Here is a 25,128-nt window from a genome sequence, read left to right on the forward strand (position 1 = left end):
GCGGAAGGCCTGCGCGGCGGGGGCGGTGTCCCGGGACCTCAGTAGAGCAACGGCCTTCTCCTTGTCTGGCTGGTGAGGTCGTTCACGCTACGTACGGCGCCCGACGTCCGCAACCGGTTTTCCGAGTGCCGGAGGGGGGCGGGTGCCGATCCGGTGCCGATCCGGTGACGGCCTCGTACCGGCCGGGGGTGTGCGTGAGGACGTCTTTATCCGCATGGCAGACTTCCTCACCGCCATACCTGCGGCTCCGCCGAGCCGTACCCGCGGAACGGGCCGTATGGCGGTTATTCACAGGGGGATTTGAACTCATGTCACCGATATCCCGGCCGAACCGTGCCGTCCTGGGCGCCTCCGTCGCCGCGTTGACCATGCTGGCCGCAACCGCGTGCGGCCCGGACAACAGCGACCCGGCCGTGGCCCAGACCACGGCTCCGACGGTCGCGGCCAGTGCCACCGGCAAGCCGGGTGCGGCGCCGATCAAGCTGCCGACCGTCGAAGAGTTGAAGACCTGGAAGTTCGAGGACTGGGACAAGTGGGCCCAGCAGAACGTCGTCGCTCCGGCGGTCAAGGGCTACTGGACCCTCCAGAAGATCCTGAACGCCAAGCCCAAGCCGATGCCGCAGCCGCAGCCCGACCCGACGCAGCCGCCGGCCCAGCCGACCGGCGCGGCCCCGGCGCAGCCGACCTCGAAGCCGGCCACCCCGGCCCCGGCGCAGCCCACCACCGCCCAGCCCCCGAGCGGCGGCGGCGACCCGCTGCCCAGTGTCGTCGAGGCCAAGCCGACGCAGCACCCGTACGCGAAGAACCTGCACGTCAACGGCAAGATCTTCTTCAAGGACGGGAACGAGGACTACGTGTGCTCCGGCACCGTCGTCTCCGACCCGGCCAACCCCGGCAAGAGCAACCTGGTGTGGACGGCCAGCCACTGCCTGCACGGCGGAAAGGGCGGCGCCTACTACACCAACATCTCCTTCGCCCCGGCCTACAACAGCAACGGCCTGCTGAGCGGCGGCAAGCAGGCCAGCGAGGCCGACGCCGAGCCGTACGGCGAGTGGGGCGCGACCGCGGGCATGGTCTCGCCGCAGTGGTCGGCCGAGGCCGACCCGGAGCACGGCGGCCCGTGGAGTCAGTACGACTTCGGCATCATCAAGGTCGCCAACCCGAGCGGCAACGGCAAGTCGCTGGAGGAGACCGTCGGCGGCTCCGTGCCGATCTGGTTCAACGCCCCGCGTGAGCAGCTCACCAGCGTCAGCGCCTACGGCTACCCGGCCGGCAAGCCGTTCGACGGCGTCGAGCTGGACCACTGCGACAGCGGCAAGCCGGCCAAGAAGGCCGGCGACCCGAGCCGCCCGGCGATGCTGATGATCGGCTGCAACATGACCGGCGGCAGCAGCGGGGGCGGCTGGGTCGCCCCCAAGGACGGCAAGCCGGCCCTGGTCAGCGACACCTCGATCGGCAACGGCGCCAGCACCTGGGAGGCCGGTCCGTACCTGGACGACGTGGCGGCCCGGATGTTCGACTACTTCTCGAAGAAGTCCAAGTGACCCGCTGATCGACCGGCCCAGGGGGCCCGCGGCCGAAGCGGCCGGGGTCCCCTGGGCCTTTCGCTTTCCGCCTCCCGGCCCGCTCCTCCTACAATCGGGCTCATCATGAGCGCCACACTCGTAGTCAAGGACCTCGCCGCCGGCCACGGCGAGCGCACCCTCTTCTCCGGCCTGGACCTGGTCGTCGCCCCCGGCGACGTGATCGGCCTGGTCGGCGTGAACGGCGCCGGAAAGTCGACGCTGCTGCGGCTGCTGGCCGGGCTGGACACTCCCGAGGGCGGCTCGCTGCGGCTCAGCCCGGCGTCCGCCAACATCGGCCACCTGCCGCAGGAGCCGGAGCGGCGCGAGGGCGAGTCGGTACGCGACTTCCTGGCCCGCCGCACGGGCGTGACCGCCGCGCAGACCGCGCTGGACGAGGCCACCGAGGGCCTGGTCGAGGGCCGCCCGGGCGCCGACGACGCGTACGCGGCGAGCCTGGACCGCTGGCTGGACCTCGGCGGCGCCGACCTGGAGGAGCGCGCCGAGGAGGTCGCCGACTCGCTCGGCCTGAAGGTCTCGCTCGACCTGCCGATGACGGCGCTGTCCGGCGGCCAGGCCGCCCGGGCCGGCCTCGCCTCGCTGCTGCTCTCCCGCTACGACGTCTTCCTGCTCGACGAGCCCACCAACGACCTCGACCTGGACGGCCTGGAGCGGCTGGAGGCCTTCGTCAAGGGCCTGCGCGCGGGCACCGTGCTGATCAGCCACGACCGCGAGTTCCTGGCCCGCACCGTCACCAAGGTGGTGGAGCTGGACCTGCACCAGCAGCAGGTCAACCTGTACGGCGGCGGCTACGAGGCGTACCTGGAGGAGCGCGCGGTGGCCCGTCGGCACGCCCGCGAGGAGTACGACGAGTACGCCGACACCAAGGCCGGGCTGGAGGCCCGGGCCCGGATGCAGCGCGGCTGGATGGAGCACGGCGTGCGCAACGCCCGCCGCAAGTCCTCCGACAACGACAAGATCGGCCGCGCCATGCGCTCCGAGTCCACCGAGAAGCAGGCTTCCAAGGCCCGGCAGACCCAGCGGATGATCGAGCGGCTGGACGTGGTCGAGGAGCCGCGCAAGGAGTGGGAGCTGCGGATGGAGATCGCCACCGCGCCGCGCTCCGGCTCGGTCGTCGCCACCCTGCGCGGGGCCGTCGCCCGCCGTGGCGACTTCTCCTTCGGCCCGGTGGACCTGCAGATCGACTGGGCGGACCGGATCGCCATCACCGGCACCAACGGCGCGGGCAAGTCCACGCTGCTGGCCGCCCTGCTCGGCCGACTCGAACTCGACGGCGGCAGCGCCGCGCTGGGCTCCGGCGTGGTGGTCGGCGAGGTGGACCAGGCGCGCGGGCTGTTCCTCGGCGGCGAGCCGCTGTCGGACGCCTTCGCCGCCGCCGTACCGGAACTCACGCCGGAGGAGGTGCGCACCCTGCTGGCCAAGTTCGGCCTCAAGGCGGTGCACGTGATGCGCCCGGCCGGCACCCTCTCCCCCGGCGAGCGCACCCGGGCCGCGCTGGCGCTGCTGCAGGCGCGCGGGGTCAACCTGCTGGTGCTGGACGAGCCCACCAACCACCTGGACCTGCCCGCGATCGAGCAGCTGGAGTCGGCGCTCGGCTCGTACACCGGCACCCTGCTGCTGGTCACCCACGACCGGCGGATGCTGGACACCGTCGCGGTGAACCGGCGGATCGAGGTCCGGGACGGGCGGGTGCACGAGCGGTAAGTGGTCTTGACCTCTTCCCGGCGCAGGCGTCATGTGCTGTGCTGTCGGCCATGGTTGAGAACCGTACGGTCGACGGTACGGCGGACGGCAGCTCCTACCCGAGCGTCCCGCTCCGCCCGATGACGGTGCCGGCCCACGAGGCCGAGGCCCGCAGCAGGTCCTTTCACGACGTGATGGCGCAGCGCCGGACCGTCCGCGACTACGCGACCCGTCCGATCCCGGACGGGGTGGTCGAGTGGGCGATCCGGACCGCCAACACCGCGCCCAGCGGCGCACACGTCCAGCCCTGGCGCTTCGTGGTGATCACCGACCCGGAGCGCAAGCGGCGGCTGCGCGAGGCCGCCGAGGCCGAGGAGCGCGAGTTCTACGCGCACCGGGCGTCGGAGGAGTGGCTGGCCGCGTTGGCGCCGATCGGCACCGACTGGCGCAAGCCGTTCCTGGAGGACGCGCCGGCGGTGATCGTGGTGTTCGAGGTGCACAAGGGACCCGCCTCGCCGCGCCCGTACTACACCAAGGAGTCGGTGGGGATCGCGGTCGGGCTGCTGCTGGCCTCCCTGCACCAGGCCGGGTTGGCCACGCTGACCCACACGCCGAGCCCGATGAAGTTCCTCAACGAGGTCTGTGAGCGCCCGGTGGAGGAGCGCGCCGCGTACGTCATCCCGGTCGGCTACCCGGCCGAGGGGGCGCGCGTGCCGGACCTGCGGCGCAAGGAACTCGACGAGGTGCTGATCCGGCTCTGACCCGCCGGGCGCGCACACCCGGGTGCGCCGGGGCGGGGCAGGATCGTGCACCGAATCGTGCACCGAGGAGTGCGCCGGCGGCGGGGAAATCCGTTGGTGACAGGTTCCGGCCAAGGACATAATCGCGGTCATGAGCCACCCGCGACAACGGTCCTGCGAGTACCCGCCCACTCCGCGCCACACCCCCGGCTCCGACGAGGTCGCCACCGGGCGGCGCCCCGGTGCTGCGGGCACCGACGAACGGCGTCCCTGCGGGGAGGTCACCACCGGGCGGCCGCCCGAGTCGCTGCGGTTGCCCGGTGGGATCTCGCTGCTGCGCCGCCGCAGCAGCCACGCGGTGGCGCTCAACAAGGCCGTCCGCGCCAACCTGGACCACCTGCGGCCCTGGATGGAGTGGGCGGCCGAGGCCCCCACCCGGGCGCAGACCGCCGAGCTGGCCCGGGCCGGCTCCCTCGCCTGGGAGGCCGGCACCGACTTCATGTACCTGGTCGGTCTGGACAGCGAGCCCGGCGGCGTGGTCGGCGCCTTCGGCCTGCACGGCCGGATCGGCCCCGGCGCGCTGGAGATCGGCTACTGGGTCGCCGCCCGGCACGCCGGCCGCGGCATCGCCACCACCGCGGCCGGGGCGCTGACCGAGGCCGCGCTGGCCCTGCCCGGCATCGCGCGGGTGGAGATCCACTGCGACGAGGCGAACGGCGCCAGCGCGGCCATCCCGCGCAAGCTCGGCTACCGGCTCGACCGGGTCGCCGAGGCCGCCGTCCGGGCTCCTGCCGAGACCGGGCGGCAGCTGATCTGGATCAGGGGGTCCGGACGGTGACCCGGGGCGGGGCGCCCTGGACGGCCCGCTCCGCCCGCCTCGTTCGCTCCGGCCGCTCCGCCCGCTCGGCTCAGTAGCGCTCGCCGGTCGGCGTCGGCAGCGTGTCCAGCTCGGCCAGGTCGGCCGCCGAGAGCACGACCTCGGCCGCGCCCGCGTTGTCCACCAGGTAGCGCGGCGTCTTGGTGCCCGGGATCGGGAAGACGTACCGGCCCTGCGCCAGCACCCAGGCCAGCGCCACCTGGGCGGGCGTCGCACCGACCCGCTCGGCGACCTCCTTGACCTTCCCCACCAACGCCAGGTTCGCCTTCAGCGCGTCCTGCTGGAAACGCGGCAGCCGGCGGCGGAAGTCGTCCGCGGGCAGTTCCTCGAAGGAGGAGATGCTGCCGGTCAGGAAGCCCCGGCCGAGCGGCGAGAACGGCAGGAAGGCGATGCCCTGCTCCTCGGTGTACGGCAGCACCTCGGCCAGCACGTCCCGGGTCCAGAGCGAGAGTTCGGACTGCACGGACGCCACCGGGTGCACCGACTGGGCCCGCTTGATCTCCTCGACGGTCACCTCGGAGAGCCCGATCCGGCGGGCCTTGCCGGCCGCGACGGTCTCGGCGAGGGCGCCCCAGGTCTCCTCGATCGGGACGGCCGGGTCGACCCGGTGCAGCTGGTAGAGGTCGACGTGGTCGGTGCCGAGGCGGCGCAGGCTCTCGTCGATCGAGCGGCGCACGTGCTCGGGGCTGCCGTCGCGGGCCCCCGACTGGCCGACCTCGCCCGGGACGATGCCGACCTTGGTGGCGAGGAACGCGCGCTCCCGGTACGGGCCGGCCAGGGCGGCGCCGACCACCTCCTCGTTGGTGTACGGGCCGTACATGTCGGCGGTGTCGATCAGGGTGACGCCGAGGTCCAGCGCCTGCCGGATCACCCGGACGGAGTTCTCGTCGTCCCGGCTCTGGACGTCGTAGGCCCAGGTCATCCCCATGCAGCCGAGGCCGAGGACGCCGATCTCCGGGCCGTTGGTGCCGAACGTGGCCTTGCGCATGACGGTGCTCCGATCGTGGTGTGCGGGTCTGCGGTGGTGGTGCGGTGGATCAACGCGTCCAGCTTTCACCTTGGAGTGCACTCAAGGTCAAGCCCGTACCGACCACTGGGGTCAGGCCCGTACCGGCACCGGAGGTCAGGCCCGCCCGGGCTCCGACCGGATCCAGTCGCCGAACCCGCCGCCGAGCACCAGCTCCGCCAGCCGTCCGTACCCGCCCGCGCCCGGGTGCGCGCCGTCCGCGGCACCGGCCTCCGCCACCCAGACCGGATCCTCGGCCAGCGCCCGGGTGACGTCGATGAACGGCACGCCGGCCCCGGCGCAGAGCGCGGCCAGCGCGGGGGCGAGCCTCAGCAGCCGTGCCAGGTGCTCCGCTCCCCCGCAGACCACCGGCGGCGGGCCGACCACCAGGACGCCGATCCCGCGCTCGCGGGCACCGTCCAGCAGGGCGGCGAGGTTGGCCAGGGTGCGGTCGGGCGCGACGCGCGGCGCGCTGCCCCGGGGCGGCCGGTCGTCCTGCTGGACGGCACCCTGCGTCGGCGCGGTGCCCGGGGCCGGCTCGGCGGAGCACGCCATCGCCCCGTCCTGCGCCATCGCGTCGTTGGCGCCGACGGAGACCACCAGCCGGTTGTCGGCCCCGGGCCGGGTGCGGGCCTCGACCTCGGCCCAGCAGCGGTTCAGGACGTCCGCCGAGCTGTCGCGCCGGACGCCGAGGTTGAACGCGGTGGCGTCCGGTGCGGCGGTCTGGAGGACGCGGCCGACCCAGCCACGGAACTCCGGGTCGCCGAGGCCCTGGACGAAGGAGTCGCCGATGAAGCAGATCCGCGGGCCACCAAAGGGGTCGTTGATCATATGAGTCGTCATCGGCTCACCCTAGGGTGGGATGCGCCCGAGGCACCCATGGAGCGCGTACGTCGGTTCTCACCACCGTGCCCGGTGGCCCGACTGTCGGACCTGTGCGTTCCCACCACGGCCCGGCGCCGGGCGGGCACAGGCGACCACCCGTCAAACCGGCGCGCAAGAGTCCGTCGGCGGGCTCTCCGCACCACCGAGCGCCACCTCTCCGGCCTTGGCAGGGTTCACCGCGGCGGCGGACGCTCTGTGCGCAGCCGATCATCGGCTCATCCATCCGGTAGACCAGTTGGGGAGAAACCCATGTCGTTCTCGCGTGCCCGCCTCGCCACCGTCGCCCTGCTCGTGGCCGGTGCCACCGCGGTGGCCGTCCCGGCGCAGGCCGCCGGCGGCCACCGCGCCCTCAGCCGCTTCGACGACGGAAGCTTCGAGTCGCCCAAGGTCCCGGCGAACAGCTTCACCGAGTTGACCGCCGGTCAGAGCATCGGCCCGTGGAGGGTCACCAGCGGCAGCGTCGACCTGATCGGCGCCGGCTTCTGGCAGGCCGCCGAGGGCGACCAGTCGGTGGACCTCAACGGCTCCAACACCGGCGCCGTCGCCCAGACCTTCACCACCGTCCCGGGCGCCACGTACTCCGTGACGTACGCGCTGGCCGGCAACCCCTCAGCCGCGCCGGCCGTGAAGACCGGCCGGGTGCTCGTCGACGGCCAGGACTTCCAGGACTTCTCCTTCGACATCACCGGCAAGACACTGGCCGCCATGGGTTACGTGGGCCGCCAGTTGAGCTTCGTCGCGCAGAGCGCCTCCACCACGCTGACCTTCGCCAGCACCACCACCGGCGCGGCCGGCCCGGTCGTGGACGACGTCCAGGTCAAGGAGTGCAAGCCGTGTTGCGGGTGATCAGTTGATCTGCTGATCCGGTGAATGCCGGGCCCGGTGGGCCGGCGGCCCAGGCCGCCGGCCCACCGGCGTTCCTCCCGCCGTCCCGCACGGCCGGGATTTCGGCGGAGCTTCGGCCGGGCGTTCCGACGGAGCTTCGGCCGGGGTGTCCGGCGGAGCTTCGGCCGGGCGCTCGGCGCGGCGCCTTAAACCGTTCCTAAAACCTTCCCACGGCGGGCCTTCGATGCCCCGGAAGTGCTTGACGTGCACAGCTGGTCTAGTCCAGTTTGATGCTCAGCACCGCGCTCCGCCCCCGCACCGGACCAGCCCCCAAGCTGCCGCCCGCCCCGCGTCTCCCCCTCTCGCGGCGCGGGCGGCCCCACGTCCCGAGAGGCACCCCCATGCCCAGCGCGCCCCAGCCCGCCCCCACACACCGCCGCCCCGCCGGCCGCACCAAGCTGCTGAGCCTCGCCGCCGCCACCGCACTCGCCGCCGGCGGCCTCGCCGCGCTCGCCGGGAACGCCGGCGCCGCCGACGGCAACCTGCTCGCCAACCCCGGCCTGGAAAGCGGCACGCTCAGCCCCTGGAGCTGTTCCGCCGGAACCGGCAGCGTCGTCAACTCCGGCGCGCACAGCGGCAGCTACGCGCTCATGGGGTCGGTGAGCGCGAGCGACACCGCGCAGTGCGGCCAGACCGTCAGCGTCCAGCCCAACACCACGTACAACCTCAGCGCCTGGGTGCAGGGCCAGTACGTCTACCTCGGCGCCACCGGCAGCGGCGTCACCGACCCGGCCACCTGGACCCCGGGCGGCGCCAACTGGCAACAGCTGTCCACCAGTTTCACCACCGGACCGGCCACCACCAGCGTCACCGTCTACCTGCACGGCTGGTACGGGCAGGGCGCCTACCTCGCCGACGACATCACGCTCACCGGCCCCGGCGGCGGCCCCAGCACCCCGCCGCCCACCTCGGGCACGCCGACCGGCACGCCCACCGGCGGCCCGACCACCCCGCCGCCGAACGTCGCCGTCCCCGTCGCGCCGTACATCGACATGGGCGCCTGGCCCACCCCGTCCATGCCCGACATGGCCAAGTCCGGCAACCTCAAGGCCTACACCATGGGCTTCGTCACCGGCGTCGGCTGCAAGGCCAGCTGGTTCAACGCCTATGACCCGCGCACCGGCTGGGCCAAGGACCAGATCGACGCGCTGCGCGCGGCCGGCGGCGACGTCAAGCTCTCCTTCGGCGGCGCCAGCGGCACCGAACTCGCCGCCGCCTGCACCACCGTGGACGCGCTGTTCGCCGAGTACGACGCCGTGGTCAACGCCTACAACCTGCGCTACGTCGACTTCGACATCGAGGGCGCGGCCATCGCCGACACCGCCTCCAACGACCGCCGCTCCGCCGCGCTCGCCAAGCTCCAGCAGGCCCACCCCGGCCTCAAGGTGTCGTTCACGCTGCCCGTCCTGCCCGAGGGCCTGACCGCCGACGGCGTCGCCATCGTCAAGTCCGCCCGCGACGCCGGGGTGAACGTCGACCTGGTGAACATCATGGCGATGGACTACTACCGGGCCGGCACCGACTACGGCAACGCCGCCGTGCAGGCCGCCCAGGCCCTGTTCGGCCAGCTCAAGGCGCTCTACCCGGCGAAGACCGACGCCCAGCTGTGGGCCATGGTCGGCGTCACCCCGATGCTCGGCGAGAACGACGACCACCAGATCTACAACCAGGCCGCCGCCCAGCAGCTGGTGACCTTCGCCAGGCAGAACCACCTCGGCCTGCTCGCCTTCTGGGACGCCACCCGCGACGCCAACGCCTGCACCGGCGGTTCGCTCTCCAAGTGCACCAACATCCCGCAGCAGCCGTACGAGTTCGCGAAGATCTTCGCCCAGTACGCGGGCTGACCCGCGTCGGCGGTCACTGACCCGCGTCGACGGTCGGGGTGCCGGTGGGCCGGGGGGCCGCCGACACCCCGGCGTCCCGGCGTCCCGGCGCGCCGGCGGCCGCCGTAAATTGGCATCTCATCGTCCCGGACCGTCCACTACAGTCCCGCCCACCTGCACGGCACGAGGGGGCGGACATGACCGGCACGACGGTCCGGGACGACGAGAACCAGCGCATCACCATCACGGCGGCCACCGAGGCCGCCGGCGCCGCCGGACTCAGCCCCGAGGAACTCGCCGCGTTCAGCCGCACCCTCGGCCGCCTGCGCGCCCTCCCCGCGCACGACCGCACCCGCCTGCACGCCGAGCGGCAGCTCAGCTCCTTCGTCATGGAGAGCCGCAAGCGCCGCCGCCAGGAAGCCAAGCAGGCCGTCCGGCAGGCCGACGACGAGCTCCTCGCCACCACCGCCACCGGCGCCCGCAACCGCCGCGAGGACACCCCGCTCGCCCCCGCCGGCCGACCCGTCGGCGAGCTGCGGACACCGCGCAAGTGCTACGTCTGCAAGCAGCCCTACCGCCAGGTCGACGGCTTCTACCACATGCTCTGCCCCGGCTGCGCCGCCGACAACACCACCCGCCGCGCCCTCAGCACCGACCTGCGCGGCCGCCGCGCCCTGCTCACCGGCGGGCGGGTGAAGATCGGCTTCCAACTCGCCCTGATGATGCTCCGCGACGGCGCCGACCTCACCGTCACCAGCCGCTTCCCGCACGACACCGTCCGCCGCTTCCGCGCCGCCGCCGGCAGCGCACAGTGGTGGGACCGCCTCACCGTCGTCGGCATCGACCTCCGCGACCCGCGCCAAGTCCTCGGCCTCACCGAGCAGTTGCGTGCCGACGGCCGCCCACTCGACATCCTCGTCAACAACGCCGCCCAGACCCTGCGCCGCCCGCCCGAGTCCTACGCCCGGCTGGCCGCCGGCGAGCGCACCGCCCTGCCCGCCCCCGACCGCCGGGCCGTCACCCACGCCCCCGGCTTCCGGCCCCTGGCCGAGCCTGCCCGACTTCCGTCCGGCGCCGCGCCCTTGCTCGACCTCCCGGCCTTCCCCGGCCTCCCCGGCCTTTCCGACGTCCCGGACGAGGCCGGGCTGCTGCCCGACCTCTCCCCCGCCAACTCCTGGTCCGTCCGCCTCGGCGCCCTGGACCCGGCGGAGGTGCTGGAGACCCAACTCGTCAACGCCCTCGCCCCCGCCCTCCTCTGCGACCGCCTCCTCCCCCTGCTCCTCGCCTCCTCCCGCCCCGCGCGCTACATCGTCAACGTGACGGCCGTGGAGGGCCGTTTCGCCGTCCGGAACAAGACCGCGCGCCACCCGCACACCAACATGGCCAAGGCCGCCCTCAACATGCTCACCCGCACCAGCGCCGCCGAACTCGCCCCCCAGGGCGTCCACATGTGCGCCGTCGACACCGGCTGGATCACCGACGAGAACCCGGCCCCCAAGAAGACCCACCTCGCCGCCCAGGGTTTCCGCACCCCGCTCGACATCGTGGACGGGGCGGCGCGGGTCTACGACCCCATCGTCCGGGGCGAGGCGGGCCACCCGGTGTCGGGGGTGTTCCTCAAGGACTACCGCGAGGCCGAGTGGTGAGCGGGGCGGCCCGGCCGGCTCAGGTGTCGTAGCAGCCGTCCCACGGGGCGTGGAAGCCGAGGCCGTCGGGGTAGAGCTCGGCCCAGACACCGTCCCCGTCCCCGTCCTCGTCTTCGTCCCCGTCCTCATCTTCGTCCTCGTCGTCCTCCTCGATGACCAGGCCGAACAACGCCCCGTCGACCCGTACGGCGAACGGCGCGATGGCGATGTCCCCGTACGCGCGAGCTGTGACAACGTGGCCGGTCCGGAGCCGCCCCCGGACCGGCCACGCTCGACTCCGCTACCTCAACTCCGCCTGGTTCAACGCCCGGTGGGGAGGTTGGCCCCGCCCGTGCAGTCGAACACCACGCCCGTCACGAAGGTGTTGGCGGCGAGCAGGTGGATCACCCGCGCGACGTCCTCGGCCCGGCCGACCCGGCCGACCGGGGTGGTGGCGGCGAGGCCCTCGAACAGCGCCGTCCGCTGCTCCACCGGGACGCGGTCCCACCACGGGGTGTCGATGACGCCGGGCGAGACGGCGTTGATCCGCAGCGGGGCGAGTTCGACGGCCAGCGGCGGGACCATCGCCTCCAGCGCACCGTTGATGGCGGCCAGTCCGGCGGTGCCGGGGATGGCGGCGCGGGCGGAGGCGGCGGTGATCAGCGTGACGGATCCGTCCGACCGCAGGTGCGGCAGGGCCGCCTGCAGGACGCGGACCTGCGGCCAGAACTTGGCGTCGAACCCGGTCGCGAGGTCGGCCAGGTCGAGCTGGGCGAACGGGCCGCTGCCGGCCGCGCCGCTGACGGCGACGACCAGGTGGTCGACGGTGCCGGCCTGAGCGAAGAAGGCGGCGACGGCCTCGGGGTCGGCGGCGTCCAACCGGTAGCCGCTGGTCCTGCCGCCGATCCGGGCGACGGCGGCGTCCAGCCGGTCCCGGTCGCGGCCGGTGACCACGACCTCGGCGCCGTCCGCGGCGAAGGCGGCGGCCGCGGCCTCGCCGATGCCCGAGCTGCCGCCCATCACGACGACGTGCCGGCCGGTGAAGAGGTTTGACGTAGTGCTCATGGTGGCGCGTCCTTCATATTGTCGAGACCGCTAGTTCCGGTAATGATGTTTATCGAGACTGCTAGTCTTGTCAAGTGGGGACAGCGAAAGCGCAGACGAAGGGAACGTCATGACGGCGAACGACCACCCCCAGGGCTCTCCGGACAGCCCGACCCGCCCGCACACCGGACGCCGCCGCAACGAGGCCGCCCACCAGGCGATCCTCGACGCCGCCCTGCACCTGCTCGCCGAGTCGGACGGCACGCCCGTCACCATCGACGCCATCGCCCGCACCGCCGGCGTCGGCAAGCAGACCGTCTACCGCTGGTGGCCCTCCAAGGGCGCCGTCCTGCTCGACGCCCTCACCGACCGCGCCGACCAGGACGTCCCCGGCCCCGACACCGGCGCCCTGCGCACCGACCTCCGCGCCTTCATCACCACCACCTTCGACGGCGCCCAACGCGGCGCCACCGCCCCGGCCCTGCGCACCCTCGTCCGCGAAGCCGCCCGCGACCCCCACCTCGCCGACCTCATGCAGACCTTCACCGCCGCCCGCCGCACCACCCTGCGCGACCTGCTCACCCGCGGCCGCGAACGCGGCGAACTCGCCGAGGACACCGACCTCGACCTGATCGTGGACCAGATCTACGGCGTCTTCTGGTACCGCTTCCTCCTCGGCCACGCCCCCCTGGACGCCACCGTGGCCGACCGACTCACCGAATCCCTGGTCGCCGGGAACGACTGACGCCGTGACCGGCGACGTTCGCCGGGTGGCGCAACGACGACCCGGCGAACGTGCGCGGCCACGGTTCCGGCCACAGCCATCCACTCTCCGGCCAGGCCTGGCGGGAACGTATATCGCGATATAGCGTTAGTTCCCATCCGCGCCGCTGACCCCATCGCGCGAAGACCTTCGTCAAGCTCAGGACGGGAAGTATGTCGGGAGAGCTCTCGCCCGCCGGAAAGCGCACTGGCCGCAGCTCGCAGCCCGAGCTGCGGGCCTCTCATGCGGACCGGGATCGGGTGGCCGACCTGCTGTGTGTCGCGGCGGGCGACGGCCGACTGACCGCGGACGAACTGGACCAGCGCCTGGAGGCCGCCCTGTCGGCGCGGACGGTCCGCGAGCTGACCGAACTCACCGCCGACCTGCCGCCCGCGTCGGCCTTGGCCGGTGGGGTCGTGGCGGAGGCCAAGGACGTCCTGCGGATCGACCGCAAGTTCAGTGCGGTCGAGCGGGTGGGGCACTGGGTGGTGCCGCGACGGCTGGAGCTCTCCGTGGAGTGGTGCGAGGTGACACTCGATTTCACGCAGGCGGTGATCACACACGACACCTTGCAGATCGACCTGGACATGCGCGGCAAGAACCTGACGCTGATCGTCAAACCGGGCATCGTGGTCGATCCCGACGCCCTGAATCTGGAGTTCAGCAAGGTCAAGAACCACCAGGCCCCGACCCCCGGTACGCCGATCGCACTGCGAGTGGAACTGGTCGGCAAGAAGAGCTTCGGTCGCGTCGTCGTGCGGCAGCCGCGGAGGACGGCCGGCCAGTGGCTGCTGAGGAAGCGCACGGCCCTGCCCGCCGGCGACTGACCTGCCCTGTCCAACCGCATCCGGCGGGCGAACGGGCGCAGCGGCGGGCTTGCCCGATCCAGGCCGTCCGCCGGAAAAAGCCGTGCGAAGGCGGGGCGGCGGGCCTCGCCCTTGTCGCGTCGGCGCGAAGTACCGCTCGCCCGTCACCGTGGTCTCCCGCCCCGGCGCGGAGCCGCCCCGCGCCGGGCGTCACTCCAGGGTTTGGCCGGCATCCTCCCCGCGGCGTCGGACCAGCGGGAGGTAGACCTCGTCGACGATCTCGACGAGGACGTCGTCGGGCGCGCTCGGCACGCCGCGCACCACGAACTCGTTGCGCAGCAGCACCACCGCCACCGTCGCGACCCTCGGGTGGAGCACCTCGGGGGCGGCCTCCCCCCGGGCGACCGCGCGGCCCAGAACGGTGAGCCAGGGCGCGGCCGCGGCATCGCCGGACTGGTCCTGGAGCTGTGCCAGGAACTCCGTCGCGCCGCCGGCCGCGACCAGGAGGTCACGCAGGATCGCGCCGAGCGGGGAGCTCCAGTGCCGGTTCGCCTGACGCAGCAACTCCAGGGCGTCGCCGCGTAGTTCGCCGGTGTCGGGGAGCGGGACGGCGGTGGCCAGCTGCTTGTAGGCGGCGATGCCGAGGGCCAGGCGGTTCGGCCAGCGGCGGTAGATCGCGTTCTTGTTGGTGCCGGCGCGGGCGGCGACCTTGTCCATGGTCAGCCCGGCGAATCCGGACTCGGTGAGCTCCGCCACCGCCGCCTGCAGGATCGCCTCCTCCAGTGCCGCCCCGCGTCGCCGTGTCTGCCCGGCCATGGACCTCGCCCCGTCCCGTCCCGCCCATCGATACCGCCCGTACCCTCCCATCCTTCTTGCCATACGCGATCCACGGCAACTAGGGTACTTCTCGTACCGTATTCGCCAGCCCCACAGGAAGGCAGGAGACCGTGCGCGCCAAAGGCATCAGTTACGACACCGGATTCGTGAGGAACGGGTCGTACTCTCGTACGCGGTTTGACCCGAAGGAGGTCGAACGCGAACTGCGCATCATCCGCGACGACCTGCACTGCAACGCGGTCCGCATCATGGGCGGCGATCCCGACCGGATCGAGCGCGCCGCCGGATACGCCGCCGACCTCGGCCTGGAGGTCTGGTTCTCCCCCTACCCGCTGGAGCTCGCCGCCGAGGAGATGCTGGCGCTGTTCGCCGACTGCGCAGAGCGGGCGGAACGGCTGCGGCGGCGCGGGGCCGAGGTGGTGTTCGTCGCGGGGGCCGAACTCAGCCTGATGAACCCGGGGTTCCTGCCCGGCGACAGCACGGAGGAACGCGTCGCCCTGCTCGGCCGGCCCGAGCTCGTGCGCGAACACGTCGGCGCGGTCAGCGGCCGGGTCAACGAGTTCCTCGGCAAGGCCGTGGCAACCGTCCGCGAACACTTCGGTGGGCGCGTCACCTACGCCGCCGTGCCGCTGGAGCGCGTCGACTGGGCGCCGTTCGACCTCGTCTCCCTCGACCTCTACCGCTCCGCCGAGATCGCCGACCGCTTCGCCGACGGCGTCCGCGACCTGACCGCGCAGGGAAAGCCGGTCGCCATCACCGAGTTCGGCTCCGCCGGCTACCGCGGCGCGGGCGACCGGGGCGCGCTCGGCCTGGACATCGTCGAATACGCCCCCGAGGGCCCCGTCCGCCTGAACGGCAACTACGAGCGCGACGAGGCCGGCCAGGCCGACTACCTGCGCGAGCTCCTGGAGGCCTTCGACGCCGGCGGCATCGACGCCACCTTCGTCTTCACCTTCGCCCTCCACGACCACGTGCACCGCCCCGACGGCGACCCCCGCGACGACCTCGACCTCGCCAGCTACGGCATCGTCAAGGTCTACGAGGACCGCCGCCCCGGATCGGTCTACCCTGACCTCCCCTGGGACCCCAAGCAGGCCTTCACCACCCTCGCCGACTACCACCACAACCACTGACCCGCCCGCGCGGCCCGTGCCTCGGGCCACAATATGCAGACCGGTCTACCGATTCGTCTGAGTTCGTGCCGGCTGCTGCCCCCTCGTGCGCCCGTGCGCAGGAAGTCGGCCGGCCCGACTTCCTGCGCAGGACAGGCCATCGCGCGAGCTTGAGGGCTCCCAGCACCGCCACCGGCAGGCAGAGCGATGGTGCGCCAATCATCGTGATCGGTACGGTGACCGCCTGCCGACCGAGAAATCGAGGGTTGCTCATGAGCTCCGCGGAACATGCCGACACGACACCCGGCAGGATCTTCGGGGAGACGGCGGAGCTGTCCGACGCCGGGCGCGAACTGTCCGGACCGGCAAGGATGTCCGGTGCGTAGGATCTTCCATCCGCTGAACCGCCTAACCGGCCGTACCCCGCCGATCGGAGAGGAACGGGCCGACTACGAGGCCTGAGATCAGGTCGTCACGGAGATGCTGTGACTCCTGGGAACCCGCAACAACGCAAGCTGGTAGAGGTGCCCGAGTCCCTTCGGGCCTTCGGCCGCTGGCAGCACGAGGGCAGGGCGGGCAGCCGGTGGCTGGCGGCCCTGCCGGACACCGTCGCCACATGGTGCGACCGGTGGGACCTGAAGGTCGACGGGCCGCCCATGCACGGCTACAACAGCCTCGTCGTACCGGTCCGCCGGGACGGCGAGCCGCTGGCGCTGAAGGTGACATGGCCCGACCGGCAGATGGAAGAGCAGGTGCTCGCGCTGCGCCTGTGGGACGGCCACGGCGCGGTCCGGCTCGACGACGCCGACACCACGGCGGGCGTCATGCTGATGCAACGGCTGGACCACACCCGTCCGTTGCGGGAAATGCCGCTGGAGGAAGCGGTCCCCGTGATCGGGTCGCTGCTGCGAAGGCTGGCCGTCGAACCACCCCACGGTCTCCGCACGACCGGCGGCATCGCCGCAGGCCACCGGCGGGAGTTCGTCGGCCAGTGGGAGGAGCTCGGCCGTCCGATGCCCCGGCGCACACTCGACCGCGGACTGGACCTGGCCGAGGAGTTGTCCAACGACGACTACACGGTCCTGGTCAACAACGACCTGCACTACGACCAGGTGCTGCGCACCCGGAACGGGGGCTGGGCAGTCGTCGACCCGCTGATCGTTCGGGGCGTCCTCGAATTCCAGGTGGCACCTCTGCTCTGGAGCCGATTCGACGAACTCGGCTCCTCGCGCGTCGAGTGGTGTGTCGACGCGCTGGCCGACGCCGCGGACCTCGACCGCGACCGCGCCCGCAAGTGGGCACTGCTCCGGGCCATCGAGTACTGGATGTGGGGTCTTCGAGCCGGCTTCACCGAGGACCCGGTGCGCTGCTCCCACATCGTGGAAGCGCTCACCTGACGTGAACCGCCGACCGTCCGGGCCCTACAGCCCCGCCTCCCAGAGCGCGCGCCGCAGCGTGTGCAGGGCGGTGGCCGACTGCTCCCAGCCGTGCCACCAGAACAGGCCGCCGCTGCGGCTCGCCTCGGCGGCGAGCGCCGTCAGGTGGGACCACGGCCCGGACGGGATGCCGAACTGTGGACGGGTGGCCAGGCGTTGGGCATCGGCGGAGCCGACCGGCACCATGCCGACCACCGGCAGCGGTGAGCCGTCGGGCGCGCGGCCGGTGCCGTGGAACATCGGGTGCAGGGTGATCGGGTCGAGCAGCAGGGACAGTTCGGCGCTCGGCAGCAGCGCGGGGCCGTCGCGCCAGGTGAGGCGCTTGCCGGTGAACGAGGCGTTCGGGAGCGGCTGTTCGTCGAGCGTGACGCCGTCCTCGGCCAGCCGCAGGTCGGCGCCGCGTCCACCCGGCAGCTGCACTCGGTAGGAGCCGTACAGATACGACGGCACCGACGACGCCGGCACGGCCTGGGCGAAGGGCACGACGACGCCGTCCACTTCGAAGCCCGCCGGGCCGACCACGACCGCGGCCGTGGCGGTCACGCCGTCGACCGCGACGCGGACCCGCAGGGCCCGCTCGCCCTCGCCCGGCCCGACGGAGACGAGCACCTCGCGCCGCGCCTCGTCGAGCGCCCGGTAGCCACCGACGAGGTCCGCCAGCGGCGGTACGTCCGGCAGGGCGTACTCGGCCAGTTGCACCGAGAACTCCGCTGCCGCCACCCGTCCGGCGGGCCACACGGTGCCGACGAGCCGGCGCCGTCCGTCCCGGCCGACCTCCGTCCGCAGTTCGCCGCCGCAGTCGTTGCCGTCCTCGGCCCGCCAGCGCAGTACTCCGTGGTCGTAGCGCGGGCCGACGATCCGCCGCCCGTCGACGTGGATCCGGTGCCGGGGCGGGTCGGTGGCGCGGCCCAGGACGTAGACGTCGAGGTCGCCGTCGGGCGTGCCGTACAGGCCCGTCCACGGGTACAGCGCCTCGGCGAGGACGGCGTCCAGGTCCCGCCGGATGGTCTTCGCGTCGACGGCGTCGCCCAACCCCCCGTCGCGGACCGCCCGGAGCAGCCCCCGCGCCTCGGACTTGCGGGTCAGCAGGGTACGCAGCCGCCGCGCCGCCTCCGGGGTGGGCCGCCGGTAGGCGCCCTTGGCGGCGGCCTGCATGCCCGCGTCCTCGCGCCGGGCCAGCAGCGCACGATCGGTGTCGGCGAGGTCCGACGGCGCCCAGGCCGCCACCGCTGCCTCGGGTTCCTGGACGAAGCGCTCGCGCAGGGCGCCGTCCTCCCCCAGGGCGAGGACGAAGCGGGCGGCGGGCGTGTCCTCCTGCCAGTGGTAGCCGCCGGGGATGTGGAAGTCGGCGAAGCCGTCGAGGGCGGCCAGTTCGCGCGGCCCGTAGTCGTCGATCGTCCGGACCGGGCCGGTGGGCGGCCGCACGGTCTGGCCCGGTCGGAGCAGGCCGAGCCGTTCCAGCATCCGCGGGTCGGCCGGGGCGGCGAGGGCCGGCGGGACGTACCAGGTGGCGGCGCTGGTGACGGTCCGCCGCACGGCCGGGTCGCGGAGCCCGGCGACCGTGTGCCGGTCGGCGACGGGCGCGGTGCCCCGGTAGCGGGCGCCGATGTAGTTGACCACCGGGTGGTCCGGGCCGTAGACCTCCTCCAGCCGGTCCACCAGGACGGGCAGGTGGTGGTTGAAGAACCCGGTGCGCTGGTAGCCGAGTTCACCGACGAGCCCGACCTGCCAGAGCACCAGGTGCAGGCCCGGATCGATCCGCCGGTTGCGGACCAGCAGGTCGGAGGCCTCGAAGGTCTGCATGCCGGGGCTGCTCGGGTCCACGCCCAGGTCGGCGCAGAGGACGTCCAGCGCGCTGATCCCCGGACGCATCACGGCGGTGTGGCCCTCGCGGCGGGCGATCCGGACGGCACGGTGGCTGGAGAGGACGAAGACACCCGGGTGACCGTAGAAGACCGCCGCCACCCGCCGCCCGGCGCGGACGAAGTGCAGGATCGCCTCGGACATCTGCACGTACGTGAGGTACCGCTCCTTGGCGTCGTCGTAGAGGACGCCGAGGTCGTACGCGTCGGGCCGCCAGGCCTTGATCCGCACCACCGTCACGGGGTCGGCGACGCAGTGGAAGACGTGGTCGGCCTCACGGAGCAGCCGTTCGTCGGCGCGAGTGAACCCGGCCGCCTCGATGCCGGAGCCCAGGACGATCAACTCGCCCTTGCGTGAACCCGGTTCGGCGGGAGTGGTGTCCCGGACCGGGCGACGCGCGGCGGCGATGGCCTGAGCCAGCTCCGTCCAGCGGTCCTCGTGCTCACGGCGAGTGGGGAAGCGCTCGAACGGGCGGCCGTAGGTCCGGTCCGGGTTGCGGTTCAGGTCGAGGCTCGAATCCGGCTGCATCAGGCGGCGGCGACAGGCAGCGACGTCAGGCGATGTCGGTGTCGAAGTCCATCTGGGTGGACTGCGGCGGGGGATCCATCAGCGCCGGGGCACCCACCTCGAAGTCCAGCTGGACGACCTGCGGGGCGGCCCCCGACCGGCCCACGGCGTCCGCGGCCACCGGGAGAACGGGCAGGTCCGCGGCGGGGTCGGCGTCCAGGGCGAGATCGATGTCCACGTCGATGTCGATAACGTCGAAGGCCAGGGTGCTTGTGGTCACGATTGTCACACGTCCCCTCGGAGCCACGGGCAGCAGCGAGTTCATGCTACTGAACGCCCGTTCGCATCGACAGCCCTCGGACGCGCTACGAGTTCGTCGCATCCGGAGACGGGGGCAGGGTGGCGCTTTGCCTCCGCTGCGCGAGCAGGCAGAGATGGGAGCGGTCCGCCCGTTGCGGGTGCGGCTGCTCCAGGCGGGTCGTGACGGCGAAGCCGGCCCCGGTCAGCAACTCGGCCAGGCGGTCCGCCGGGACCAGGTGCGAGGCGTACGACACCGGGTGGCCGTACGCCTCGGCGGGGTACAGGCACGCGTCGCCGGCATGGCCGCCGAGCAGCAGGTGACCGCCGGGGGCCAGGACGCGGTGGAACCCGGCGAACAGCTGCGGCAGCAGTGCGGGCGGCGTGTGGTGGACGGAGTACCAGGCCAGGATGCCGCCGAGGCTGCGGTCGGCGAGGTCGAGATCCGCCATCGAGCTGTGCAGGAAAAGCAGTTGGGGGTAGCAGTGGCGGGCGAGCGCGACCATCTCGCCCGACACGTCGACGCCGAAGGCCGACAGCCCCAGGCTGTCCAGGTACGCCGTCACTCGGCCCGGCCCGCACCCGAGATCGGCGACCGGCCCGCCGCCCGCGCCCCGGACCAGCTCGGCGAAGGCGGCGAGCATCGCGCGCGACACCGGGTCCATCCCCTCCGGCGGGACGACGAGCCGGAGGTAGTCGGCGGCGACGGTGTCGTAGGACTCCCGGACGGCGGCCAGGTGGGCGTGCTCGGTCACGGTGCCACCCTAGGGCCTGCCGTCCGGCTACCGCACCGACGCCCGAGTGGCCCGGGTGGCCCGCTGGGCGAGGACGCGTTCCCGGCGCTCGGCGGTCTGCCGCAGGACGTCCTTGCGGTCCCGGCCGGACAGCCGGTCGAGGTACAGCCGGCCGCCCAGGTGGTCGGTCTCGTGCTGGAGGCAGCGGGCGAAGTACCCGGCCCCCTCGATGGTGACGGCGGTGCCGTGCTGGTCGAAGCCGTGCACCACCGTCCGGTCCGGGCGGGCCAGTTCGGTGCTGGCGCCGGGCACGGAGAGGCAGCCCTCGGTGTCCTCGATCAGCCGGCGGCCGGGCTTTCGCGGCTCGACGACCGGGTTGAGCACGTGACCGACATGCCGGACGCCCCGGTCGTCGCGGCAGTCGTAGACGAAGAGGCTCAGGTCCACGTCCACCTGGTTGGCCGCGAGCCCGCAGCCGTCGGCGACGTGCATGGTGGCGACCATGTCCTCGATGAGGCAGGCCAGTTGCCCGCTGCCGAAGTCCGCCTCGGTCGCCGGGCGGCAGGTGCGGCGGAGGATCTCCTCCCCCACCTCGGTGATCCGCAGGATGGTCGGGCGTTCACGCGGCTCGGACATCGGCGCTCCCTCGTCGACTGGATGACGTCCTGTCATCTCCTTGTCATCGACTTTGCAAAGTAGCAGACTTTGCAAAGTGACCGAAGACCTCACCGAACCCGCCACCGGCGCCCTCCCCCGGCACCCGGTGCGCACCGCCCTCCTCGGTCTCCTCACCGAGACCGCCGCGCTCACCTCCACCGAGGCCGCCGCCCGGCTCGGCTACAGCTCGGGCCTGTGCTCCTTCCACCTCCGGCAGCTGGCCCGCCACGGCCTGATCGAGGAGGCCCCGGCCACCGACGCCCGCGCCCGCCCCTGGCGGCTGCCGCAGGCGCCGCAGCAGTCGCAGCAGTCGCAGCTGCCCCACCAGGCCACCGGGGAGGACGAGTTCGGCGAACTCGCACGCGGCCTGGAGGACCAGAGCTATCAGCGCTGGCTCGCCCACCGCGACCAGGCCCCGGCGGACTGGCGACAGGACGAGGCGTTCAGCACCGTCCTCTACCTGACGCCCGCCGAACTGGCCGCCGTCGGCGAGGCCGTCCGCCAGGTGCTCGCCCGCTACCGCGACCGCGAGACCGACCCGGCCCACCGCCCCGCCGACGCGCGCCCGGTCGCCGCCGTGGCCCGCCTCTTCCCGCTCCTCCCGGACGAGCGGTAGCAGGCGGCGCCCGTCGGCCGATGGGGCCGGCGGGAGTCGACAGGAGCCGGTGGGAGCCGACTCGCACGGCCGGCGGCAGACGGCCGGCACCCCGATCCACCATGGGGTGGGCCCCCGCACCGGGTGCCGGGAATAACCGCTGGCGCCCCGGGCCCTCGACCGGCAGGCTGGCCCGCATGCACGTCACAGGCCCGCTCTGCACCCGCCAGTCCCTCGCCGCCGAGTTGCGCGCCGCCGGGGTCGAGCCCGGCGGCACGCTGCTCGTGCACTCCTCGCTCAGCGCCCTCGGCTGGGTCTCCGGCGGGGCGGTCGCCGTCGTCCAGGCCCTGCTGGACGTCCTCGGGCCGACCGGGACCCTCGCCGTACCGACGCACACCGGGGACAACTCCGACCCCGCCGAGTGGAGCAACCCGCCGGTGCCGCCCGAGTGGTGGCCCGACATCCGGGCGTCCTGGCCCGGGTTCGACCCCCGGGTGAGCCCCTCGCTCGGGATGGGCGCCGTCCCCGAGACCGCCCGAACCTGGCCCGGCGCCCTGCGCAGCACGCACCCCCAGACGTCCTTCGCCGCGCTCGGCCCGGGCGCCGTCGAGATCACCGACGGGCACGCCCTGGACTGCCGGCTGGGCGAGGCCAGCCCGCTCGCCCGGCTGGAGGACCGCGACGCCCACGTCCTGCTGCTGGGCGTCGACTTCGGCTCCTGCACCTGCTTCCACCTGGCCGAGTACCGGGTGCCGGGCCCGAGCGAGGAGTGCGCGTTCGCCGCCGTGACGCCCGAAGGCCGGCAACGGCTCACGGTCGAGGACCGGACCATCGACGCGGGCGACTTCACCGAGCTCGGCGCCGCGTTCGAGGCCGACCGGCCGGAGGCCGTCCGGCACGGCACGGTCGGCGCCGCCGCCACCCGGCTGTTCCGCCTCCGGGACGCCGTCGCGTACGCGCAGCGCTGGCTGCCCGAGCACCGGACCCAAGGGCTGTCCCGTACGTGACGGCGCATGCGCTGCCTGCCTGCCTGACCGCCTGACTGCCTGACTGCCTGACTGCCACCGAGGGTGCCGACGACGGAGGCACGACGCTGGCGGGGTGATGGAGGACGGCGCCACCCGTTCGGAACGCGAGGTTCTGCTGGGCGTCATGAGCGATTGAGGGCCACCCCCAACCCGCTGCCGGTCACGGGGCAGTGGGTCTCGACGCCTCCGGGTCCACCCCCGACGCCCCACCCGAGCTGACCAACCGTCAACTTCCTTCGCACTTCCCGCACCTCATTCCCGGCACGGGCCCGACGGAAGAGGCGTTGAACTCATGGCACACCTCGCGCTACCGTCGCCGCACTCTGCCGAGCACGCTCCCTTGAACGAAGAGCCGCAGAACGGGAGCAGGGCCGCGCACGACACGTGAGCCCGTGGAGGGGCGGCGCCCGTATTCGGCCTGCCCTCCGGAGGAGGATCCCCCATGCAACCCGTCAAGATCGGCCTCGGCCTCCCCGTCCACGACCCCGCCCTGCTGTTCGACTGGGCCCGACGGGCCGACGCCGGCCCGTTCAGCACGCTCGGCCTGCTGGACCGGCTGGTGTTCGACAGCCCCGAGCCCCTGGTGACCCTGGCCGCCCTGGCCGGCGCCACGTCCCGCATCCGTTTGCAGACCGAGGTGCTGATCGCGCCGCACCACGGCACCGCGCTGCTCGCCAAGCAGACCGCCACCCTGGACCGGCTCTCCGGCGGGCGGTTCACGCTCGGCATCGGCGTCGGCGGCCGGGAGGACGACTGCCTGGCCGCCGGCATCGACCCGCGCCGCCGGGGCCGGCGCCTCGACGAGCAGCTGCCGGTGCTGCGCCGCCTGTGGGCCGGCGAGCCGTACGGCGAGGGGGTCGGCCCGATCGGGCCCGCGCCGGTGACGCCCGGCGGCCCTGAGGTGCTGTTCGGCGGCTTCGCCCCGGCCGCGCTGGACCGGGTCGGCCGGTTCGGGGACGGCTTCCTCGGCGCGTCGCTGCCGCCGGAGTCGATGGCCGGGCTGTTCCAGGACGTCGAGAAGTCCTGGCAGCGGCACGGCCGCGACGGCAGGCCCCGGCTGGTGGCCCAGGTGAACGCCGCGCTCGGCTCGGAGCAGACGGTCGAGGAGGCCCGGCGCAACATCCACGCGTACTCCTCGTTCAGCGAGTTCGCCGACCAGACGGCGGACCGCCTGCTCACCACACCGCAGGCGGTCCGGGCCGCCGTGGCCGGCTACACGGCCATCGGCGCGGACGAGGTGATGCTGTACTGCTGGTCCCCCGAGGTCGACCAGGTGGACCGCTTCGCCGAGGCGCTGTTCCGGTAACGGACGGCAGCCCGCAGCCGACGGGGACGTCAGTGCGGGATGCCCGCGATCAGGTCCTGCGCGCCCTGCCGCTTGAGCGCCAGGGCCGTGGAGGTGCCGAGGTCCTCGGGGTCGAGGGCGCCGGCCCACTCGTGGGCGTCCAGCACCTGCTTGCCGTCCGGGCTGAAGACCCGGCCGCGCATCGAGAGCCGACCGTCCGCTTCGGCCTTGGCGTAGCCGGCGATCGGGCTGTTGCAGTGGCCCTGCAGGACGTGCAGGAACATCCGCTCGGCCGCCGCCTCGCGCCAGGTGTCGCGGTGGCCGAGCGCGGCGACGGCGTCGATGGTGACGACGTCGTCCTCGCGGCACTGCAGGACGAGGATGCCGGCCCCGATCGGCGGGCACATCGTCTCGACGTCCAGGATCTCGGTGATCCGCGCCTGCTCGCCGATCCGCTCCAGCCCGGACACGGCGAGCAGCAGCGCGTCGACGTCCCCGGCCGCCAGCTTGGCCAGCCGGCTGTTGGCGTTGCCGCGGATCGGCAGGCACACCAGGTGCGGGTGGGAGGCGGCGAGTTGGGCGACGCGGCGGACGGAGGAGGTGCCGATCCGGGTGCCGGGCGGCAGTTCGGCCAGGGTCAGGCCGCCGGGGTGGACGAGGGCGTCGCGGATGTCGTCGCGGCGCAGGTAGGCGGCGAAGACGGTGCCGGCGGGCAGCGGGCGGTCGGCGGGCACGTCCTTGAGGCAGTGCACGGCGACGTCGGCCTCCCCGGCGAGCAGCGCGGCGTCGACCTCCTTGGTGAACGCACCCTTGCCGCCGAGCCGGGCGAGGTCGCCCGTCCAGCGGTCGCCCGAGGTGGTGACCGGCACCACCTCGGTGCGCAGCCCCGGGTGCAGGGCGGCGAGTTCGGCGCGGACGCGCTCCACCTGGGCGAGCGCCATGGGTGAGGAGCGGGAGACGATGCGGATCAGCTCAGCGGTGGCCATGGCGCGATGATAGGCGCTCGAACACCATTCCTTGACGTGGTGTCAGCCATGCGGCGGACGGCCGGGCGGCT

General features: G+C 73.2%; 24 protein-coding genes. 14 read left to right on the forward strand and 10 right to left on the reverse strand.

Translation table 11 applies throughout. From position 1 onward, the window contains the following. Positions 1–308 precede the first annotated feature (308 nt). The 4 genes from ACIOJE_RS19740 to ACIOJE_RS19755 all read left to right on the forward strand — a co-directional run bounded on the left by ACIOJE_RS19740 (position 309) and on the right by ACIOJE_RS19755 (position 4,844). The gene (locus ACIOJE_RS19740) at positions 309–1,544 is read left to right on the forward strand and encodes a trypsin-like serine peptidase (RefSeq protein ID WP_400777561.1); all 1,236 of its coding nucleotides are present in this window, start codon (positions 309–311) and stop codon (positions 1,542–1,544) included. Between the two features lie 105 nt (positions 1,545–1,649). Continuing rightward, entirely contained in the window at positions 1,650–3,287 is a 1,638-nt protein-coding gene (locus tag ACIOJE_RS19745; protein WP_400777562.1) for an ABC-F family ATP-binding cassette domain-containing protein, read from the forward strand. Between the two features lie 50 nt (positions 3,288–3,337). After that, positions 3,338–4,027: a nitroreductase family protein gene (locus ACIOJE_RS19750; RefSeq protein ID WP_280674201.1), complete on the forward strand. Its 690-nt coding sequence runs from the start codon at positions 3,338–3,340 to the stop codon at positions 4,025–4,027. Positions 4,028–4,157: 130 nt separating this feature from the next. Then, positions 4,158–4,844, forward strand: a complete 687-nt coding sequence (locus ACIOJE_RS19755; RefSeq protein WP_400777565.1) for a GNAT family N-acetyltransferase — start codon at positions 4,158–4,160, stop codon at positions 4,842–4,844. Between the two features lie 70 nt (positions 4,845–4,914). Here ACIOJE_RS19755 and ACIOJE_RS19760 read toward each other — a convergent pair whose 3' ends face one another. Further along, positions 4,915–5,871, reverse strand: a complete 957-nt coding sequence (locus tag ACIOJE_RS19760; RefSeq protein WP_280674203.1) for an aldo/keto reductase — start codon at positions 5,869–5,871, stop codon at positions 4,915–4,917. Positions 5,872–6,006: 135 nt separating this feature from the next. Continuing rightward, positions 6,007–6,732: a GDSL-type esterase/lipase family protein gene (locus ACIOJE_RS19765; protein WP_400777567.1), complete on the reverse strand. Its 726-nt coding sequence runs from the start codon at positions 6,730–6,732 to the stop codon at positions 6,007–6,009. A 291-nt stretch (positions 6,733–7,023) separates the two neighbouring features. Between ACIOJE_RS19765 and ACIOJE_RS19770 the strand changes: the two genes are divergently transcribed. From ACIOJE_RS19770 to ACIOJE_RS19780, 3 genes are all read left to right on the forward strand, one after another. After that, positions 7,024–7,620 (forward strand): choice-of-anchor C family protein, encoded by a 597-nt coding sequence (locus ACIOJE_RS19770; RefSeq protein WP_280674205.1) that lies wholly within the window; start codon positions 7,024–7,026, stop codon positions 7,618–7,620. A 380-nt stretch (positions 7,621–8,000) separates the two neighbouring features. Then, complete coding sequence (locus ACIOJE_RS19775; RefSeq protein WP_400777570.1) at positions 8,001–9,503, forward strand: carbohydrate binding domain-containing protein; 1,503 nt, start codon at positions 8,001–8,003, stop codon at positions 9,501–9,503. Positions 9,504–9,679: 176 nt separating this feature from the next. Then, the gene (locus ACIOJE_RS19780) at positions 9,680–11,128 is read left to right on the forward strand and encodes an SDR family oxidoreductase (RefSeq protein WP_400777571.1); all 1,449 of its coding nucleotides are present in this window, start codon (positions 9,680–9,682) and stop codon (positions 11,126–11,128) included. Positions 11,129–11,147: 19 nt separating this feature from the next. Here ACIOJE_RS19780 and ACIOJE_RS19785 read toward each other — a convergent pair whose 3' ends face one another. Then, entirely contained in the window at positions 11,148–11,297 is a 150-nt protein-coding gene (locus ACIOJE_RS19785; RefSeq protein ID WP_400777573.1) for a hypothetical protein, read from the reverse strand. A gap of 131 nt (positions 11,298–11,428) precedes the next feature. Further along, on the reverse strand, positions 11,429–12,172 hold the full coding sequence (locus tag ACIOJE_RS19790; RefSeq protein WP_280674208.1) for an SDR family oxidoreductase: 744 nt from the start codon (positions 12,170–12,172) through the stop codon (positions 11,429–11,431). Positions 12,173–12,281: 109 nt separating this feature from the next. Between ACIOJE_RS19790 and ACIOJE_RS19795 the strand changes: the two genes are divergently transcribed. Beyond that, positions 12,282–12,896 carry a TetR/AcrR family transcriptional regulator gene (locus ACIOJE_RS19795; RefSeq protein WP_400777574.1) on the forward strand — a complete coding sequence of 205 codons (615 nt, stop codon included), beginning with the start codon at positions 12,282–12,284 and terminating at the stop codon, positions 12,894–12,896. Between the two features lie 191 nt (positions 12,897–13,087). Further along, positions 13,088–13,741: a DUF1707 domain-containing protein gene (locus tag ACIOJE_RS19800; RefSeq protein ID WP_400777575.1), complete on the forward strand. Its 654-nt coding sequence runs from the start codon at positions 13,088–13,090 to the stop codon at positions 13,739–13,741. Positions 13,742–13,930: 189 nt separating this feature from the next. Here the strand turns inward: ACIOJE_RS19800 and ACIOJE_RS19805 are convergent, their stop codons facing one another. Next, on the reverse strand, positions 13,931–14,536 hold the full coding sequence (locus tag ACIOJE_RS19805; RefSeq protein ID WP_400777576.1) for a TetR/AcrR family transcriptional regulator: 606 nt from the start codon (positions 14,534–14,536) through the stop codon (positions 13,931–13,933). A 131-nt stretch (positions 14,537–14,667) separates the two neighbouring features. Here ACIOJE_RS19805 and ACIOJE_RS19810 point away from each other — a divergent pair, with 131 nt between their 5' ends. Both ACIOJE_RS19810 and ACIOJE_RS19815 read left to right on the forward strand, forming a co-directional pair. Further along, a complete protein-coding gene (locus ACIOJE_RS19810; protein WP_400777578.1) occupies positions 14,668–15,690 on the forward strand; it encodes a hypothetical protein in 1,023 nt (340 codons plus the stop codon). A 503-nt stretch (positions 15,691–16,193) separates the two neighbouring features. After that, the gene (locus ACIOJE_RS19815; protein ID WP_400777580.1) at positions 16,194–17,066 is read left to right on the forward strand and encodes an aminoglycoside phosphotransferase family protein; all 873 of its coding nucleotides are present in this window, start codon (positions 16,194–16,196) and stop codon (positions 17,064–17,066) included. 24 nt (positions 17,067–17,090) lie between these two features. On the opposite strand, the gene ACIOJE_RS19820 is transcribed toward ACIOJE_RS19815, so the two are convergent. From ACIOJE_RS19820 to def, 4 genes are all read right to left on the reverse strand, one after another. Continuing rightward, complete coding sequence (locus ACIOJE_RS19820) at positions 17,091–19,496, reverse strand: SAM-dependent methyltransferase (protein ID WP_400777581.1); 2,406 nt, start codon at positions 19,494–19,496, stop codon at positions 17,091–17,093. 25 nt (positions 19,497–19,521) lie between these two features. After that, positions 19,522–19,755: a hypothetical protein gene (locus ACIOJE_RS19825; protein ID WP_400777583.1), complete on the reverse strand. Its 234-nt coding sequence runs from the start codon at positions 19,753–19,755 to the stop codon at positions 19,522–19,524. Between the two features lie 85 nt (positions 19,756–19,840). Then, on the reverse strand, positions 19,841–20,527 hold the full coding sequence (locus ACIOJE_RS19830; RefSeq protein ID WP_400777585.1) for a class I SAM-dependent methyltransferase: 687 nt from the start codon (positions 20,525–20,527) through the stop codon (positions 19,841–19,843). Between the two features lie 27 nt (positions 20,528–20,554). Beyond that, on the reverse strand, positions 20,555–21,142 hold the full coding sequence (def, locus tag ACIOJE_RS19835) for a peptide deformylase (protein ID WP_400777587.1): 588 nt from the start codon (positions 21,140–21,142) through the stop codon (positions 20,555–20,557). A 76-nt stretch (positions 21,143–21,218) separates the two neighbouring features. Between def and ACIOJE_RS19840 the strand changes: the two genes are divergently transcribed. The 3 genes from ACIOJE_RS19840 (at position 21,219) to ACIOJE_RS19850 (ending at position 24,092) form a co-directional block, all read left to right on the forward strand. Then, a complete protein-coding gene (locus ACIOJE_RS19840; RefSeq protein ID WP_400777589.1) occupies positions 21,219–21,779 on the forward strand; it encodes a winged helix-turn-helix domain-containing protein in 561 nt (186 codons plus the stop codon). Between the two features lie 176 nt (positions 21,780–21,955). After that, complete coding sequence (locus ACIOJE_RS19845; RefSeq protein ID WP_400777590.1) at positions 21,956–22,765, forward strand: aminoglycoside N(3)-acetyltransferase; 810 nt, start codon at positions 21,956–21,958, stop codon at positions 22,763–22,765. A 463-nt stretch (positions 22,766–23,228) separates the two neighbouring features. Further along, positions 23,229–24,092 carry an LLM class flavin-dependent oxidoreductase gene (locus ACIOJE_RS19850; protein WP_400777591.1) on the forward strand — a complete coding sequence of 288 codons (864 nt, stop codon included), beginning with the start codon at positions 23,229–23,231 and terminating at the stop codon, positions 24,090–24,092. Positions 24,093–24,121: 29 nt separating this feature from the next. On the opposite strand, the gene hemC is transcribed toward ACIOJE_RS19850, so the two are convergent. Beyond that, entirely contained in the window at positions 24,122–25,057 is a 936-nt protein-coding gene (gene hemC, locus ACIOJE_RS19855; RefSeq protein WP_400777592.1) for a hydroxymethylbilane synthase, read from the reverse strand. Between the last annotated feature and the right edge of the window lie 71 nt (positions 25,058–25,128).

Origin of the sequence: Kitasatospora sp. NPDC087861 (assembly GCF_044742585.1) — a bacterium.
GTDB lineage: Bacteria > Actinomycetota > Actinomycetes > Streptomycetales > Streptomycetaceae > Kitasatospora.